This window comes from Thalassospira sp. (assembly GCF_030690045.1).
GTDB lineage: Bacteria > Pseudomonadota > Alphaproteobacteria > Rhodospirillales > Thalassospiraceae > Thalassospira.
The window spans coordinates 150,532-166,450 of the sequence record NZ_JAUYHK010000010.1 but is presented as its reverse complement, the minus strand read 5'-3'; the positions used below and the strand labels follow the sequence as shown (position 1 = coordinate 166,450).

At 58.1% G+C, this 15,919-nt stretch carries 17 protein-coding genes; 10 read left to right on the top strand and 7 right to left on the bottom strand.

Annotation, left to right across the window (positions count from 1 at the left end; all coding sequences use genetic code 11):
- Positions 1–109: 109 nt before the first annotated feature.
- A complete protein-coding gene (gene argE / locus Q8O73_RS05445) occupies positions 110–1,306 on the bottom strand; it encodes an acetylornithine deacetylase (protein ID WP_305556116.1) in 1,197 nt (398 codons plus the stop codon).
- Entirely contained in the window at positions 1,303–2,070 is a 768-nt protein-coding gene (locus Q8O73_RS05440; RefSeq protein ID WP_305556113.1) for an NAD kinase, read from the bottom strand. Before Q8O73_RS05440 ends, argE begins: the two co-directional genes overlap by 4 nt.
- A gap of 166 nt (positions 2,071–2,236) precedes the next feature.
- Between Q8O73_RS05440 and Q8O73_RS05435 the strand changes: the two genes are divergently transcribed.
- The 4 genes from Q8O73_RS05435 to Q8O73_RS05420 all read left to right on the top strand — a co-directional run bounded on the left by Q8O73_RS05435 (position 2,237) and on the right by Q8O73_RS05420 (position 5,894).
- Entirely contained in the window at positions 2,237–3,031 is a 795-nt protein-coding gene (locus tag Q8O73_RS05435) for a TetR/AcrR family transcriptional regulator (RefSeq protein WP_305556110.1), read from the top strand.
- Positions 3,032–3,265: 234 nt separating this feature from the next.
- The gene (locus Q8O73_RS05430) at positions 3,266–4,201 is read left to right on the top strand and encodes a sulfurtransferase (protein WP_305556107.1); all 936 of its coding nucleotides are present in this window, start codon (positions 3,266–3,268) and stop codon (positions 4,199–4,201) included.
- An 89-nt stretch (positions 4,202–4,290) separates the two neighbouring features.
- On the top strand, positions 4,291–5,508 hold the full coding sequence (locus Q8O73_RS05425; protein ID WP_305556104.1) for a YeeE/YedE family protein: 1,218 nt from the start codon (positions 4,291–4,293) through the stop codon (positions 5,506–5,508).
- Positions 5,505–5,894 (top strand): hypothetical protein, encoded by a 390-nt coding sequence (locus tag Q8O73_RS05420; RefSeq protein WP_305556101.1) that lies wholly within the window; start codon positions 5,505–5,507, stop codon positions 5,892–5,894. Before Q8O73_RS05425 ends, Q8O73_RS05420 begins: the two co-directional genes overlap by 4 nt.
- 2 nt (positions 5,895–5,896) lie before the next feature.
- On the opposite strand, the gene Q8O73_RS05415 is transcribed toward Q8O73_RS05420, so the two are convergent.
- Positions 5,897–6,541 (bottom strand): 5'-methylthioadenosine/S-adenosylhomocysteine nucleosidase, encoded by a 645-nt coding sequence (locus tag Q8O73_RS05415; protein WP_305556098.1) that lies wholly within the window; start codon positions 6,539–6,541, stop codon positions 5,897–5,899.
- 120 nt (positions 6,542–6,661) lie between these two features.
- Positions 6,662–8,737 carry a HAMP domain-containing methyl-accepting chemotaxis protein gene (locus Q8O73_RS05410; RefSeq protein WP_305556095.1) on the bottom strand — a complete coding sequence of 692 codons (2,076 nt, stop codon included), beginning with the start codon at positions 8,735–8,737 and terminating at the stop codon, positions 6,662–6,664.
- Between the two features lie 497 nt (positions 8,738–9,234).
- Here Q8O73_RS05410 and Q8O73_RS05405 point away from each other — a divergent pair, with 497 nt between their 5' ends.
- On the top strand, positions 9,235–10,983 hold the full coding sequence (locus tag Q8O73_RS05405) for a DEAD/DEAH box helicase (RefSeq protein WP_305556092.1): 1,749 nt from the start codon (positions 9,235–9,237) through the stop codon (positions 10,981–10,983).
- 81 nt (positions 10,984–11,064) lie between these two features.
- On the top strand, positions 11,065–11,274 hold the full coding sequence (locus Q8O73_RS05400; RefSeq protein ID WP_305556090.1) for a cold-shock protein: 210 nt from the start codon (positions 11,065–11,067) through the stop codon (positions 11,272–11,274).
- A gap of 126 nt (positions 11,275–11,400) precedes the next feature.
- Here Q8O73_RS05400 and Q8O73_RS05395 read toward each other — a convergent pair whose 3' ends face one another.
- Positions 11,401–12,078: a FadR/GntR family transcriptional regulator gene (locus Q8O73_RS05395; protein WP_305556087.1), complete on the bottom strand. Its 678-nt coding sequence runs from the start codon at positions 12,076–12,078 to the stop codon at positions 11,401–11,403.
- A 234-nt stretch (positions 12,079–12,312) separates the two neighbouring features.
- Here Q8O73_RS05395 and Q8O73_RS05390 point away from each other — a divergent pair, with 234 nt between their 5' ends.
- The 4 genes from Q8O73_RS05390 to Q8O73_RS05375 are packed head-to-tail and all read left to right on the top strand — an operon-like array spanning position 12,313 to position 15,166.
- A complete protein-coding gene (locus Q8O73_RS05390; RefSeq protein WP_305556084.1) occupies positions 12,313–13,101 on the top strand; it encodes a transporter substrate-binding domain-containing protein in 789 nt (262 codons plus the stop codon).
- Positions 13,102–13,136: 35 nt separating this feature from the next.
- Complete coding sequence (locus Q8O73_RS05385; protein ID WP_305556082.1) at positions 13,137–13,808, top strand: amino acid ABC transporter permease; 672 nt, start codon at positions 13,137–13,139, stop codon at positions 13,806–13,808.
- A complete protein-coding gene (locus tag Q8O73_RS05380) occupies positions 13,801–14,451 on the top strand; it encodes an amino acid ABC transporter permease (RefSeq protein WP_305556080.1) in 651 nt (216 codons plus the stop codon). Before Q8O73_RS05385 ends, Q8O73_RS05380 begins: the two co-directional genes overlap by 8 nt.
- A complete protein-coding gene (locus Q8O73_RS05375; protein WP_305556077.1) occupies positions 14,438–15,166 on the top strand; it encodes an amino acid ABC transporter ATP-binding protein in 729 nt (242 codons plus the stop codon). The genes Q8O73_RS05380 and Q8O73_RS05375 overlap by 14 nt, the downstream gene beginning before the upstream one ends.
- 46 nt (positions 15,167–15,212) lie before the next feature.
- Here Q8O73_RS05375 and Q8O73_RS05370 read toward each other — a convergent pair whose 3' ends face one another.
- Entirely contained in the window at positions 15,213–15,530 is a 318-nt protein-coding gene (locus Q8O73_RS05370) for a type II toxin-antitoxin system RelE/ParE family toxin (RefSeq protein WP_305556074.1), read from the bottom strand.
- On the bottom strand, positions 15,527–15,778 hold the full coding sequence (locus tag Q8O73_RS05365; protein WP_305556071.1) for an antitoxin: 252 nt from the start codon (positions 15,776–15,778) through the stop codon (positions 15,527–15,529). The genes Q8O73_RS05370 and Q8O73_RS05365 overlap by 4 nt, the downstream gene beginning before the upstream one ends.
- Between the last annotated feature and the right edge of the window lie 141 nt (positions 15,779–15,919).

Genomic DNA, 15,919 nt, shown 5'->3' with positions numbered 1-15,919 from the left:
CCGCCGTCGTGCGCGTGAAGAGAGGGCGGATACTGGAAACAGTATCCGCTCTTTTGTTTTTGGCGATCCTGACCGGTTCGTCAAGTCGTGAATTGGTCTATGACTATTATTACCGCCCCAAAACCGCCGTCAGTTTATCGAGAAACACCTCGCAGCGGGCGAGTTGGTCGAGTTCTATATATTCGTCGGGTTTGTGGGCCTGTTCGATGTTGCCGGGGCCACAAACCACGGTGGGGATGTCGCCCATTGCGGAAAACACCCCGGCTTCGGTGCCGAAGCTGACCTTGCCAGTGGTGTTGGCCCCGGTCAGTTCCATCACCAGTTTTGTGATTTGCGCATCGTCGCCGGTGGCAAGGCCGGGCATGTCCGATACCACCTCGATCTCTACGCCGACATCGGGGTAAATCTCACGCATTTGCGGGATCAGGATCGTGTCGAGATACTGGAAAACCAGGGATTTCAGCTCGTCGCGGTCATGATTGGGCAGGTTGCGGAATTCAAAATCGACAAAGCAGTTTTGCGGGATGATGTTAAGCTGCGTGCCGCCCTGAATGACGCCGCTATGAAATGTCGTGTGGTTGGGGGTGAAATCATCATCATGCGGGCCATCGGTGCGGAATTTCTGGCCGAGCCTGCGCAAGAACACCACAAATTCGGCGGCAAATTCCACTGCATTCACCCCTTCACCCGGCAGCGATGAATGACCGGCGCGGCCGGTGAAATGGGCACGGGCGGAATATTTGCCCTTGTGCTGGGTGATCACCTGCATATTGGTTGGCTCGCCGACGATGCACATGGCGGGTTTGTGCGGCAGGGCGTTGATCGCCTCGACCAGGGATGGCACGCCCAGACAACCGACTTCTTCGTCATAGGTAAAGGCGAGATGGACCGGCACGCGCAAGGGAGCCCCGGCAAAGGATTCGGCCTTTGCCAGCAGGCAGGCCAGAAAACCCTTCATGTCGCAGGCCCCGCGGCCATACAGCCGCCCGCCTCGGATATCGGCGTCAAACGGGCCGGTTGTCCAGTTCTGACCCTCGACCGGGACGACGTCGCTGTGGCCGGAAAGAATAATGCCGCCCGGAAGGTCCGGGCCGATGGTGGCATAAAGATTGGCCTTGCCGTGGGTTTCGTCAAATACCGTCACACAGCGATAACCCAGACCCTCCAGAAAAGCCTGCACATCCTTGATCAGGGCAAGGTTGGAGGTCAGGCTGACCGTTTGATGGGCGATCAGACGTTTCAGCCAGGACAGGGTGGCTGAAGACGGTTCGGCTGGGCGGGCGGGGCGGTCGGATTCAGGGTTCATTCGACAAACTGTTCCTTGAGAATGCGTTCTTCGAGATTGTGTTCGGGATCAAACAGCAAACGGATTTTCAGGGTTTGATCCTCGCGGATGGTGACACGGGCGACATCGCGGACTTCGGTATAATCGGCGACGGCCGATACCGGGCGTTTGTCCGGGTCCTGCACGTCAAAGGTAACGGTGGCCGCATGCGGCAACAGCGCCCCGCGCCAGCGTCGGGGGCGAAAGGGGCTGATCGGGGTTAAGGCCAAAAGGCCGCTTCCCATGGGCAGGATCGGCCCGTGCGCCGACAGGTTATAGGCGGTGCTGCCTGCCGGGGTGCAAACCAGGGCACCGTCACAGACCAGTTCGGCCAGCCGTTCGATGCCATCAATGCGAATGCGCAATTTGGCGGCCTGCCGCGTTTCGCGCAGCAACGATACCTCGTTGATCGCCAGCGCACACAGGCTTTCACCGCTGACGGTGTGGGCCTCCATTTGCAGGGGCGAAAGGGCGACGGTTTGGGCCTCGGCAATGCGTTCGGGCAAATCGGATTCGCGAAATTCATTCATCAAAAAGCCGACAGTACCGCGATTCATGCCATAAATCGGCACCTTGCGGCCCATATAACGATGCAGGGTTTCGAGCATGAAGCCATCGCCGCCCAGCGCGACAATGACATCGGCCTTGTCAGGCGACAGGTGGCCATAGCGATGCTTGAGCCGGTACATGGCGTCCTGCGCGATTTTGGTGTCGGCCGCCACAAAGGCGATGGAATGAATGTGCATCTTCTGTCCGCAATCGACGGGGTTTCTTGCAATGACTGGTTAATAGAGACCTTCTTGCAATGACAGGCAAATAGAGACCGAAAATCATGGAATTGCAAGGGGCGGCTGTGGGAGTGCGCGTTGCGATATTGACCTTGGCGGCAAAAGACGCGACCCTGCGGGCATAATGAAACAGCTCGAACCCGATCAGAACCCGATCCGAAAGATCGCCATGACCCATCCGCCCCTGCATCCTGCTGATCCGTCTGATCTTTCTGTGGTATCGGCCCCGGAAGGCTCCGAGACCGGGGGGAATGCCGGGGGAAATGCAGGTGTTCCTGCCGGGATTGTGCCGCGCGACGGGCGACGGGTGGCGATGATGCGCAAGGAAGCCGCCGGGGCGGCAACGCGCCGGATGCTGCTGGACGCGGCCTTTGCCGAAATCCGCCATGCCGGATTTTCCGGGGCGTCGATTGCGCGGATTCTGGATAAAACCGGCGTGACCAAGGGGGCGCTGTATCATCATTTTCCCGGCAAGGCGAAGCTGGGCCATGCGGTGATCGAGGAATGCCTGCCTGATTATATCAACACTGTGTGGCTGGATCCGCTGGCCGGGCAGGAGGATGTGTTGCCGGTTTTGATGGCGCAGGTTGATATTCTGGGCAGCGATGCGGCCCCCGCCGCCCTTGATGGGGGTTGCCCGCTGGCGCGGTTTGCGGCCGAGGCCGCCGATCTTGACGATAATTTGCGCCGCCGGATTGACGGGGCATACCGGCATTGGCGGCGCGGGCTGGCCGGGCATATCAGCCGGTCGCAATTCGGCCATTTCATCCGCACCGACGCCGAACCGGCCTCGGTCGCCGAATTCATCATTGCTACCCTGCATGGCTTTCTGACCCGCCCGCCATCCTTGCGCAGCAGCGAAACCCATGCGGCATTCTCGCGGGAATTTGCGCGGTATTTGAATAGTTTGAGGCCGTGATCCTGCATGGGGCGTTTCCTTCAAGAATGCCCCGAAACCCATAACATGTTGATATAAAATATGGTTTCCCGCATTCGCGGGAATGACTGTGGGTTTTGGGCTGTGCCCATTTTCCGGTGGGTAAGGTTTGTTGAGGGTATTAATAACAAAATAAAATTGTATTTTATGAATTATTGACATTAATTAGATGGTGAATATATAAGTATCACATAAAATTTTAACGGAGGATATCCGATGCGTTCTTTCCTTGTGGCCGGTGTTGCGGCTGTTGCTTTTGTTTTTTCCGGTGTGGCGGTTTCGTCCGCCCAGGCGGAGCGTCTGACCGATCAGCCATTGGTCGATGCGGCGTGGCTGGAAGGGAATCTGGATCATCCGTCCTTGGTGGTGGTTGATGTGCGCGATGCGACCAAGGATGCCAATCCGTATGCCGTGGGGCATATTCCCGGTGCGGTCTGGGCGTCTTATGCGCAGTTTGGCTGGCGCACCAAGGTGGGCGATGTGGTCGGGCAATTGCCGCCGGTCGAGGATATTTCGGCGAAAATCGGCAGCCTTGGCATTGATAACGACACCCAGGTGGTGATCGTCCCGGCGGGTGAAAATTCCAGCGATTTCGGGTCGGCGACCCGTGTTTATTGGACCTTCAAGGTTTTGGGTCATGACGCGGTGACGATCCTTGATGGTGGACAGCGCGCATGGATCGCGGCGAATGGCGAGACTTCGACCGATGTGGTAACGCCGGAAACCGTGGCGTTCAATGCGAATTTCCGGCCGGAATTGCTGGCCGATGCCGATGATGTTGCCGCCGCACAGGCCAACGGTGTGGCCCTGATCGATGCGCGGCCCAAGGCGCAATATCTGGGCCAGCAAACCAGCCCGATTGTTGCGCGGGCCGGGGCGATTCCCGGTGCGGTCAATATCGAACAAAGCGCGTTTTATGATGATCAGAAAGGCGCGTTTGTGGCATCGGATGTGATTGCGCAACTGGTGGGGACCGCCGGTGTGGCACCGGAGGCCGACGAGATTGCCTATTGCAATACTGGCCACTGGGCGTCTGTGGCGTGGTTTGGTCTGTCGGAAGTGATGGGGAATAAAAATACCCGCATGTATGACGGATCGATGACCGAATGGGCGGCCGATGCATCGCGCGATGTGGTTGTTCCGGCACAATAATCTGTTATGACTTTGTGATGTGCCACCGCATCCCGACATCATACCGGGTGCGGTGGCGTTTGATTTTTGGTGTTTGACAAGGCTTTGTCATGAGTGAAATCCGTCTTTCGTCCGCCGGTTCCATGCCGGGCCGGGTGCCGTTTGATCGCGGGGCTGCGGCCCTGATTGCCGCGATTTTTGTTCTTGGTGCCATTGCGATTGCGCAGGCCGCCGGTCTGCGTCAGGCCGTGCTGTATGGCATGGGCGGGGTGCTGGGCATGGCGCTGTATCATGCGGCGTTCGGTTTTACCGGCGGCTGGCGCCGGTTGGCCGTCGAGCGGCGCGGGCGGGCGATGCGTGCCCAGATGGTAATGATTGCGGTGGCGACGGTCGCCTTTATTCCGTTGCTGGCGCTTGGTTCGCCCTTTGGGCAACCGATTGTCGGGGCGATGGCCCCGGTCGGGGTATCGGTACTGTTTGGTGCGGCCCTGTTCGGGCTGGGCATGCAATTGGGCGGCGGATGCGGATCGGGCACGCTGTTTACCGTGGGCGGTGGCAGTGCGCGGATGTTGGTGACGCTGGTGTTTTTCATCATCGGGGCGGTGATCGGGTCGGCGCATTTGCCCGCATGGCTGGCGCTGCCGTCCTTGCCGCCGATCAGTCTGGGGACTGAACTGGGCATTTTTGGCGGTGTTGCGGTGACGTTCGGGGTGCTGGCACTGGTGGTTCTGGCAACGATTGTGATTGAACGCCGGGCGCATGGATCGCTGGAAGCCGCCGCACCTGCGGCGCGGTCGGGGCTGGCGCGGGTGCTGCATGGGCCGTGGCCGCTGGTCGGGACCGGTATTTTACTGGCCGCAATCAATATTGCCACCTTGCTGATTGCCGGTCATCCGTGGTCGATCACGTTTGGGTTTGGCCTGTGGGGGGCGAAGATTGCGCAGGCGGTCGGCATTCCGGTGGCGACGTGGGAATTCTGGAACTGGCCCGGACCGGCCTTGGCGCTGTCGCGGTCGGTGTTGATGGATACAACATCGGTGATGAATTTCGGCATTGTGATTGGCGCGGCCCTTGCCGCCGCATTGGCCGGGAAATTTGCACCAAAGGTTGCGGTGCCGCTGGCATCGTTGCTGGCGGCGGCGATTGGCGGGCTTCTGATGGGTTATGGCGCCAGGCTGGCCTTTGGCTGCAATATCGGGGCGCTGTTTAGCGGCATTGCCTCGGGCAGTTTGCATGGCTGGTTATGGTTTGGTGCGGCCTTTGGCGGCAGTCTGATCGGGATTTGGCTGCGTCCGCTGTTTGGGCTTGATGGATTTAAAAAGAAATGAGCGAACGCAATTATCTTTTATATGGCGCGGTGTTTCTGGCCGCAACCGGGGCGGTGGCCGCCGATCATATCGCGAATCAGCCCAACCCGGCGGCAATTGCCCGCCCGGCGGCGGTGCCAGATGACGGTGGCAATCCGTGTGGTGCGGCAAATCCGTGTGCGGCAGGGAATCCCTGTGCTGCGGGCAACCCGTGTGGGGCGATGAACCCTTGTGCTGCCGGGAACCCTTGTGCAGCCAATCCATGCGGGGCCTATAATCCGTGTGGTGCGGGTAATCCCTGTGCCGCCAGTCCTTGTGCGCCTGCCAATCCTTGTGCGGCGATAAATCCCTGCGCCGCAGTGAACCCGTGTGCCGCGATCAATCCTTGCGGCGCAGGGGCACAATAGGATTACAGGACAATGACTTGCTGGCGGATTGCGGTTTCGAGACGATCGACCGCATCCGCCAGTTTTTCATCGATGATATGCAGATATTCGGTCCAGTCGCCGATATGTTTCAATTCGGCCACGCCATCGGAAATGCCGCGCAACCCGATCAGCGGCAGATTGAATTTGTGGCAGGCCCGCAGGACGGCAAAGGTTTCCATATCGACCATATCGGCATCAATGCCGTCATAGGCGGCCCCCGACACAATATTGGCGCCGGTGGACAGCCGCGCCGGGGCAATGCCCGGAATGCGCAGGGGCATATCAAGAATGGCAGGCAGATCCAGCAAGGGGGTCCGGCCCTTTTCAAAGCCAAGGGCCGAGGCATCCATATCGCGGTAGGATACCGAGGTTGCCTGATAGATTTCGGCCTGTTGCAGGCTGCGCGATCCGGCGGAACCCAATGAGACGACCAGATCGGGGCGTTCCCCTTTGGCATGGCATCCGGCAAGGACGCTGGTCAGATTGACGGCGGCCTCGACCGGGCCGATCCCGGTCATCAGGGGGCGGATGCGGGCTTGCAAATGCGGGCCATATTCGGGCCGGGCGGCCATCACGAACAAAACCGACTTGCCACCGATGGATTCCGGGCCGGTGTATTCTGTCATTGTGTCTGATCCCCTTTGTGCCGTCATATCGTTTTATTGCTTTTGCGCCGCCGGGGCAGGGGCGTCAAGAAAAAGGCCCGGCGGGGATGCCGGGCCTGATCGGGAACGGGATGGGCGGGGTCAGATCGCCCGGACTTCGGTCAGGAAATGTTCGACCTCCTGCCCCAACGCATCGGCCTGTGCGGACAATTGCGAGGAGGCTTCGAGAACATCGGACGAGAGCAGGCCGGTTTTGCCCGCCATTTCCGTGACCGACGAGATGTTATCGGAAACCTCTGCCGTGCCGGCGGCGGCATGCTGGACATTGCGGGCGATTTCCTGGGTGGCAGAGGATTGTTCCTCGGTCGCCGCTGAAATCGCCGAGATGGCTTCGTCAATAGTGCGGATTTTATGACCGATGGTGGCAATGGCGGTGATGCAGCCGCCAACGGCCGATTGCATTCCGGCGATCTGGGCGGAGATATCCTCGGTCGCCTTGTGGGTCTGGGTCGCCAGCGTTTTGACCTCGTTGGCGACGACGGCAAAGCCTTTGCCCGCTTCGCCCGCCCGGGCCGATTCAATGGTGGCGTTCAGCGCCAGCAAATTGGTCTGGGAGGCGATATTCTGGATCAGTTCGACCACGGCACCGATCTTTTCGGCGGCGGTCTTGAGATCCTCGAAGCTTTCATTGGTGCGGTCTACCTCGCCCACGGCTTCGGTAGCCATGCGCGATGAATTGTTGATCTGCTGGTTGACCTCGCTGATCGAGGCGCTGAGTTCTTCGGAGGCGGCGGCGACGGTCTGGACATTGCCCGATGCTTCTTCGGAGGCATGGGCAACCGTGACAGACCGGCTGTTGGCGTCTTCGGCAAGAACCGAAAGATTTTGTGCATTGGCCTGCATATGGATGGAGGCATCGCGCACCGCAGTGACAACGCGCGAAATGCCGCGTTCAAAGCTGCTGACGGCGGTGGCCAGTTTTTCGCCACGTTCGATCTGATGTTGTTGCTGGGCCTGTTGTTCTGCCTGAAGGCGTTCGGCCTCAAGGGCGTTGTGGCGCAGTTCTTCAAGGGCTGTGGACAGGCGGCCCAGTTCATCGGGATAGGGCAGGGCCGGGACCGGTTCGGCGAAATGGCGCATCGACAATTTGCCAACCGCCGTCATCAGGATGCTGATCGGGCGCGAGAAACGCCGCAAAACCGAGGTGATGGCGAAAAACGATAATGCCAGAACCAGAAGAAGGGTCAGGGCGGAAAAGCCCAGAACGACCTGCGCTGTGGCCAGCGCATTTTTGCCATGCGTGACGGCTTCGTCCATTGCCATATGGCCGATATCGACGATTCTATCGAACGGACCATTGCACATGGCGGTATATTCGACCGGCGCGATGACGGGCTGGCCGCTATTGTCGAGTTTTTCGACCAGTGTATTCATGCTGCCTTGGGCGTCGGCGGTTGCTTTTTGGGCGCTGGCGACGGCGGCGACCAGTTGCGCCGGTGCGCCGGGACGCGCCAGCAGCAAATCAATCGCCCCCCACGCCACCTGATAGGAACCAATGCCGTTTTGCCATTTTGACAGCGCCTCGACGGTCAGGGGCTGGTTTTGGGAAATGAAGGGACGCAACAGTGAACATTGCGATCCGTAATGGTCGCGCACCTGCCAGGCAGAGCGGCGAATCTGGATCATTTCTGCGACAAAGGGGTCCAGAAGCCGGACATTGTTGCCGACCAGCAACGAGGCGTCCGAAATCGCATTGACCACGCCGCGCACGGCGTCGGACCACGGGGCGGCTGCTTTCAGGTCACGATCGGCTTTCGGGGTGGAGGCAAGGGCGTCGATCTGCGCCTCGCGCTGTTTCATCTCCCGCCATGCGGCTTCGAGGGTACTGACCTGCGCATCCTTGCCGGGAATGTCGAGGGCGGCCATCGCCGAAAGGGCGGACTGAAAGCTGGTATCGGCAATGCTGCGGGTGTCGCCAAGGGCGGATACCAGATCGTCGCGCGAGACAATCGCGGTTTGGGTGCTGGCGATTTGTTGGCGGACGCCGATCATGGCATCAAACAGCAATTTGTCGGTGGTGGTGGCATCCAGAATATTGGAGGCATCCGTGGCATCCCGCCAACTGAGCACGGCGACAATCGCCATGACGCCGACAAAACCAACAAGCAAAATGCCTTGCAGCACGATAATCAATCGCGAGATCGACGTTCCAAACACGATGTACCCCTGTCATTATGGCATAGCTGCGCATCGCAATGCGCGATTGTGGAATGACTGCCTGTTTTAGATATGTCTTATGTGATTGTGCGCAGAGGGAATTTCAATATCTGGATCGTGACTCATTTTTGAATGAAGTTTTGGCGGAGAACTTACTCTCTATTCGCCTGCCCTTTAGGAGACATACAGCGCACAGCAACGCGGTACGTTATTGTCATTGCATGATTTTGTTCACATGGTTCGGGGGTGTTGCAAATATCCTGTTTGACAAGCTTGCAAAACTCTGCGCATGGTGGGGCCGTCATTCGATTGCTCCGGTAGCGTAGAGGGAACTGTTTTTCAGTTTCAGGCTTGTGAGTATATCGTGGAATAACCGCACTGAACGGCCCTACTACGCGGGCTTTTCCCAGGAAGATGCATCGCGCAGACCTGTTTAAAATTAACTTGGGGCCGATTCCCTGTTTGTCTGCTGCCGAAGAACTTAAGAGACCTATTTTTTGACCCAATTTTCGGATCTCGGCCTCGCCGAGCCCGTCCTTCGCGCCCTGACGCACGAAGGCTATGACAAGCCCACGCCGATCCAGGCGCAGGCGATTCCCTCCCTTCTTCAAGGCAAGGATCTTTTGGGCATCGCCCAGACGGGTACCGGCAAAACTGCCGCATTTGCCCTGCCAATCCTTGACCGTTTGTCCAAATCCACCACCCGCACCCCGGCCAAAAGCTGTCGTGTGCTGGTTCTGGCACCGACCCGCGAGTTGGCCGCCCAGATTGGCGAAAGTTTTCGCGCCTATGGTCGTTTCCTGAAACTGACCGTTGCCGTTGTGGTTGGCGGTGTTTCTGCCGGGCCGCAAATCAAGGCGATTACGCCGGGCGTTGACGTTCTGGTGGCAACACCGGGGCGTTTGCTGGACCATGTCGATAGCGGCAAGCTGCGGCTTGATGCGGTTGAAGTGGTTGTGCTGGACGAAGCCGATCATATGCTGGATCTTGGTTTTTTGCCGCCGATCAAACGCATTGTCAAAATGCTGCCGAAAAGCCGCCAGAACCTGTTTTTCTCTGCCACCATGCCGACCCAGATCGGGCAGCTGGCCGGGGATATGCTGCGCGATCCTGTCAAGGTATCGGTGACCCCGGTTGCCACCACGGCCGAGCGCGTCAGCCAAAGCGTTTATTTCATCGAATCATCACGCAAGCGCAATTTGCTGTCTGAATTGCTCGATGCGCCGGAATTTGCCCGGACCCTGGTTTTCACCCGCACCAAACGCGGGGCGGACCGTGTGGCCCGGCATCTGGAATCCTGCAAGATCAGTGCGGCTGCCATTCATGGCAATAAAAGCCAGAATCAGCGTGAACGTGCCTTGGCCGCCTTCAAGGATGGTCAGACCCGCGTTCTGGTCGCGACCGACATTGCCGCACGCGGCATTGATGTTGATGGCGTGACCCATGTCGTCAATTACGAATTACCCAATGTGCCTGAAAGCTATGTCCACCGGATCGGCCGCACCGCGCGCGCCGGGGCGGTTGGCACGGCCATTGCCTTTTGCGCCGATGACGAGCGCAGCTTGCTGAAAGATATCGAACGCACCACCCGTCAAAGCATCCCGTCGATTGATCGTCGTGACGCCAAGGAAGCCGCAGCGCAGGAAGCGATTGCGGCAGAAACCCGGCCTTCTGGCCGGGGGCGTGACAATCGCGGGGATGGTGCCGGGCGGAATGGCCGCAATGGCGGCGGTCGCAACCAGAACAGCCGGGGCGGCCAACGCCCGGCGGCATCTGGTGGCAATCGCACAGCCGAAGGCCGCGATGCTTCAACCGGTTCGGCCAATCAGGCCGCTGCCGCGTCCCGTTACAAGGGCGGGCTGAAACGAAATGACGCCGCTGCTGCGCAGCAACGTGACACGACCCGTCGGGACGCTCCGCGCGACCAGGACGGCGGCAATGGCGGCGCAGTGTTTGGGAACGGGAATGGCAAGTCCAATGCCCGCCCCAATGGTGACCGTCCGGCACGGTCAAATGGCAATGCCGGTCAAAACGGCAATCGCAACAATGCTGCTTCTGAAGGCCAGAACAAGATCGCGTCGAATGTCGCGTTTCTGGGCAAGGCCAACGGAAATGGCAGAAAATCTGGAAATTCGGCGGGATCAGCGGGCGGTAATGCCGCCCGTACCGGCAAGGCCTCCGGGCCTTCGGGGAATGATCGTCGCCGGGCAAGTACCGGAAATCGCACCGGGCGCTCTGTCGCCTGAAGATTTCCAAAAAAGACGGGCAGGACCCACGCGGGGTTTTGTCTGACAGTTTGGGCCAACTATACTCAAGGAGAGATTAAAATGGCAACTGGTACCGTAAAATGGTTTAACGCAACCAAAGGCTTTGGTTTCATTCAGCCGGACGAAGGCGGAAATGACGTGTTCCTGCACATCAGCGCCGTTGAACGCGCTGGCATGAGCCACCCGCAGGAAGGCGACAAGATCAACTACGAACTGCGCACCGACTCACGTTCGGGCCGCGTTTCGGCTGACGATCTGACCGCTGCCTAATTCGGCTTTCTGTCCTTCGGGACGGCTGCGAATGTGCGAAACCCCTGTCCGGGAAACCGGGCGGGGGTTTTGTTTTGGGGCGTTTCGCTGGATCGATTCTGCTCTGCCATGGGGCCGCGCGCAGGATTACGGGCGCAAAAAGGCAATACCTGCCCGGGTGGCGGCACTCAGCACATGGAAATGCATGGCGTCGCGGGCACCCGACGGGTTGCGGTCGCGGATATAGCGTAAAATCTGTTCATGTTCGCGCAAGGGGGCGCTGATTGCTGCCGGGTTGGCGAAGGGCAGCATCTGGTTTTCGTGGATGGTGTCGGCGGCGGGGGCCATTGCCTCGCCAAACATCGGGTTGCCCGATGCGCCCAGCAAAATCTGATGAAATTCGATATCGGCGCGCGAGGCGGTGATCAGGTCATCCTGTTTGAGGGCGTCGGCCATGTCGGCAATGCTGGCGGTCAATGCATCAAGATGATCGCGGCTGCGCGATTGGGCCGCCAGCCCGGCAACATAGGGTTCGATGGCAAGGCGGAACTGATAGACTTGGGCGGCGTGCCTTGCATGGTCGCCGCTGGGCAATTGCCGGGTGGAGGGGTCGGCGACAAAAGCCCCCTTGGCGGCGCGGATTCGCACCAGACCGAGGGCTTCGAGGGTGGCGAGGGCCTCGCGCAGGCTGGCGCGGCTGATGCCGAGATCGCGGGCAAGGTCGCGCTGCCCCGGCAGGCTGTCCCCGGCCTGCAAGTTTTTGGTTTTAATCAGTTCCCGAATGCGGCGGGCGGCATGTTCGGGCGCGGAAAGGGCGCGGGGCATTGGAAATCCTTTGCAACTGGTCAGACCAGATATAATTCCCTGAAAATCAAATAAATCCAAGAAATATATACATAAAAATTGGAATACGTAGTTTTTGCAGTTTTGGTATTCAAATTACTATTGGACAATAGCATAAAATTTAGTCAGTTATTATTCATGTTTAAAAAACATGCTTGCGTGCTGCGGACGGGCCGGGGCGAAGCGGGCATGATCAGAACGGGTAGAGGCTGAGTGATGCATAAAAAGATCAAATCCGCGATTGTGGCGATGGCAATGGCGGTGGTGCTGCCAGGGGCGGCGACGGCGGCCGATGGCGCGTTGAAATCGATTGCTGATGCAGGTGTTTTGAAGGTGGCGGTGCCACAGGATTTTCCGCCTTTTGGCTCGGTCGGGGCGGATATGACCGCACAAGGGTATGATGTTGATATGGCGGCCCTGATTGCCAATGATCTGGGTGTTGCCGTTGAAATTGTCCCGGTTGCCAGCACCAACCGCATTCCGTATCTGACGACAGGCAAGGTTGATCTGGTGATTTCCAGCCTGGGCAAAAATGCCGAACGTGAAGCGGTGATTGATTTTTCCGATGCCTATGCCCCGTTCTTTAACGGCGTTTTCGGCCCTGCCGATATCGAGGTTTCGGATGCAGCCGGATTGTCGGGCAAAACGGTTGGTGTGACGCGTGGATCAATCGAAGATCTGGAACTGACCAAAATTGCCCCGGCGGATGCCGATATCAAACGTTATGAAGATAATAACGGGACGATTTCGGCGTTTTTGTCCGGGCAGGTTGATCTGGTGGCGACCGGCAATGTCGTCGCCGCGGCCATTATCGAACGCAATCCGCCTAAAAAACCGGAACCGAAATTCCTGATCAAGAATTCGCCCTGCTATGTCGGGCTGAACAAGGAAGAACCGGCATTTCAGGCCAAGGTGAACGAGATCATTGCCGTAGCCAAAACCGATGGCCGTCTGGAAGCGATTTCGCAGAAATGGCTGGGCATCAGCCTGCCAGCCGATCTGTAAACCAGACCTTTCGTCTTTCAAACCGGACCGCACCGATGGCATATAAATTCGATTTCAGTACGATCCTGCCTTATTGGGATATGCTGTTGCACGGGATTGTCCTGACAACCGAGTTGACGGTTATCGGTGCGGTGTTCGGGGTGGCGCTGGGCACGTTGGGCGCATGGGCGCGGTCGGCAAAAACCCCGGTGATCAGCCCGATTGTCGGCATTTATGTCGAACTGATCCGCAATACCCCGTTTTTGGTGCAATTGTTTTTTATCTTTTTCGGGTTGCCCGCCCTTGGTGTGCGCATGGGCGAGTTTGAGGCCGCCGTTTTGGCGATGGTCGTCAATCTGGGTGCCTATTCCACCGAAATCATCCGGGCGGGGATTCAATCGATCCCCAGGGGGCAGATTGAGGCGGCCGCCAGTCTTGCGATGAACCGGGTGCAGATTTTCCGATATGTGGTGATTTTACCCGCCCTTAAAAAAATCTGGCCGGCCTTGTCCAGCCAGATTGTCATTGTGATGTTGGGATCGTCGGTATGTTCGCAGATTGCCGCCGAGGAACTGACCTTTGCCGCCAATTACATCCAGTCGCGCAATTTCCGGGCGTTTGAGGTCTATTTTGTCGTTGCCGGGCTGTATCTGGTGATGTCGATTGTGCTGCGCTGGTTGTTGAAAAAGATCGGAAACCGCATGTTCGAGCGTCGCCGCCATGTCTGATTTTACGCTTGGGGTCATTGTTTATAATCTGATGCTGGCGGCGCGCTGGACGGTGTTGCTGTCGCTGATTGCGTTTGTCTGTGGCGGGATTGTCGGGTTGCTGATTCTGATGCTGCGGGTATCTGGGCGGCGGTGGCTGGTGCGGTTGACCATTGGCTATGTCGAACTGTTTCAGGGCACGCCGCTTTTGATGCAGTTGTTTCTGGTGTTTTTCGGCCTGCCTTTGATCGGCATCGATGTATCGCCATGGATGGCGGCGACATTGGCGCTGACATTGTTTACCAGCGCGTTTCTGGCGGAAATCTGGCGTGGTTGTGTCGAGGCGATTGGCAAGGGGCAGTGGGAGGCCTCGGCCAGCCTTGGCATGAATTTTCGCGAACAGATGCGCTGGATCATCCTGCCGCAGGCGATGCGCATTGCAATTGCGCCGACCGTCGGGTTTTCGGTGCAGGTGGTCAAGGGTACGGCCCTGACCTCGATCATCGGCTTTGTCGAACTGACCAAGGCGGGCACCATGATCACCAATGCCACCTTTGCGCCCTTTACGGTCTATGGCTGTGTCGCGCTGTATTATTTTATCATTTGTTATCCGCTCTCGCTTTATGCCCGCCATCTGGAAGGAAAGCTCCATGTCGCTCGTTGAACTGCATGCGATTTACAAAAGTTTTGGCGATGTGGAAGTTCTGAAAGGCATTGACCTGACCATTGACGAGGGGCAGGTAATTGCCCTGATCGGGCGCAGCGGATCGGGCAAAAGCACATTGCTGCGCACCATCAACGGCCTTGAAACCATTGATGACGGCACGATCATGGTGGCGGGCAAAAAGATTGGCGACAAGGATACCGATTTGCGCGACTTGCGCCTGAATGTCGGGATGGTGTTTCAGCAATTCAATCTGTTTCCGCATTACACCGCCCTTGAAAATGTCATGTTGTCGCCGCAGGTCGTCAAGAAACAATCCAAAGCCGAGGCCAAGGTGATTGCAGAGGAAATGCTGGCCAAGGTCGGGCTTGCCGACAAGATGCTGCATTATCCCGATCAGCTTTCAGGCGGGCAGCAACAGCGCGTGGCGATTGCAAGGGCGCTTGCGATGAAGCCCCGTGTGCTGTTGTGCGACGAGGTCACATCGGCCCTGGACCCGGAACTGGTGAATGAGGTTTTGGCAGTGGTGCGCAAACTGGCCGAAGAAGGCATGACGCTGGTGATGGTGACACACGAAATGCGCTTTGCCCGCGAAGTGTGCGACAAGCTGGTATTCATGCATCAGGGCCGCATTCATGAAACCGGCAAACCCGAAGACGTTTTCGCCAGCCCGAAAACGGCAGAACTGGCGCAGTTTGTGGGTGGGTTGGGTTGAAGGAAGTTGACTTTGCATCGCGTATGTCGATGCCTTTGGGTGTGTGCTAACTTTCCCGGTCAATCCTGTCTGCCAATCGCGTCATGAGGTCCATCCGCTCGTGAAAAATCGCCACGACCAATGCAGGCGCATTTTCGCGTGGCAGGCAGAAGACGTAATGATGTTCGCAACGCGCCATCCGCAACGTTGGAAAAAGGTCGGACAAATCCTTGAATGAACCTTGTCCGACGGCAAGGTCAGTAATGCCTTGTTCCAGCCTGGCGATATAGCGTCGGACCTGCGTCGCGCCCCACTCTTTGCGCGTATAGCGGATGATGCCGCGCAGATCGGATTCTGCCTCCGCCGTGAGGATGTAGGCTGTCAATCTCGCCCCGCGGCCAGTTCTTCATCCAGAATTTCAGCGATGCTTTTTGTGGACACGTTGCCGACAAGCCCGTCATTGATGCGGTTTTCCAGCAAGGTTTTCAGTTCCTGCCATGCCTGATCGGCAGCCGTATCGTCAGGAAACAAGCGTTCAAGGGCGTATTGCTTGATGGTCTTGCCCTGCAAGGCGGCCAGCGCCTTCAGGCTTTGGTGCTGCCGGTCGGTTATGTCGATTGTCAGGCGGCTCATGGGGTAATCTCCGTAGAACTACACAAACCCACATTAGCACATATGTGGGAATAAGGCTACCGGTCCGCCTGATGTGGCGATTGTGACAATTTTGTTCTGGCGGATAAAAGCATTCGCCATTTTCGGTTGTTGCGCTAAAAA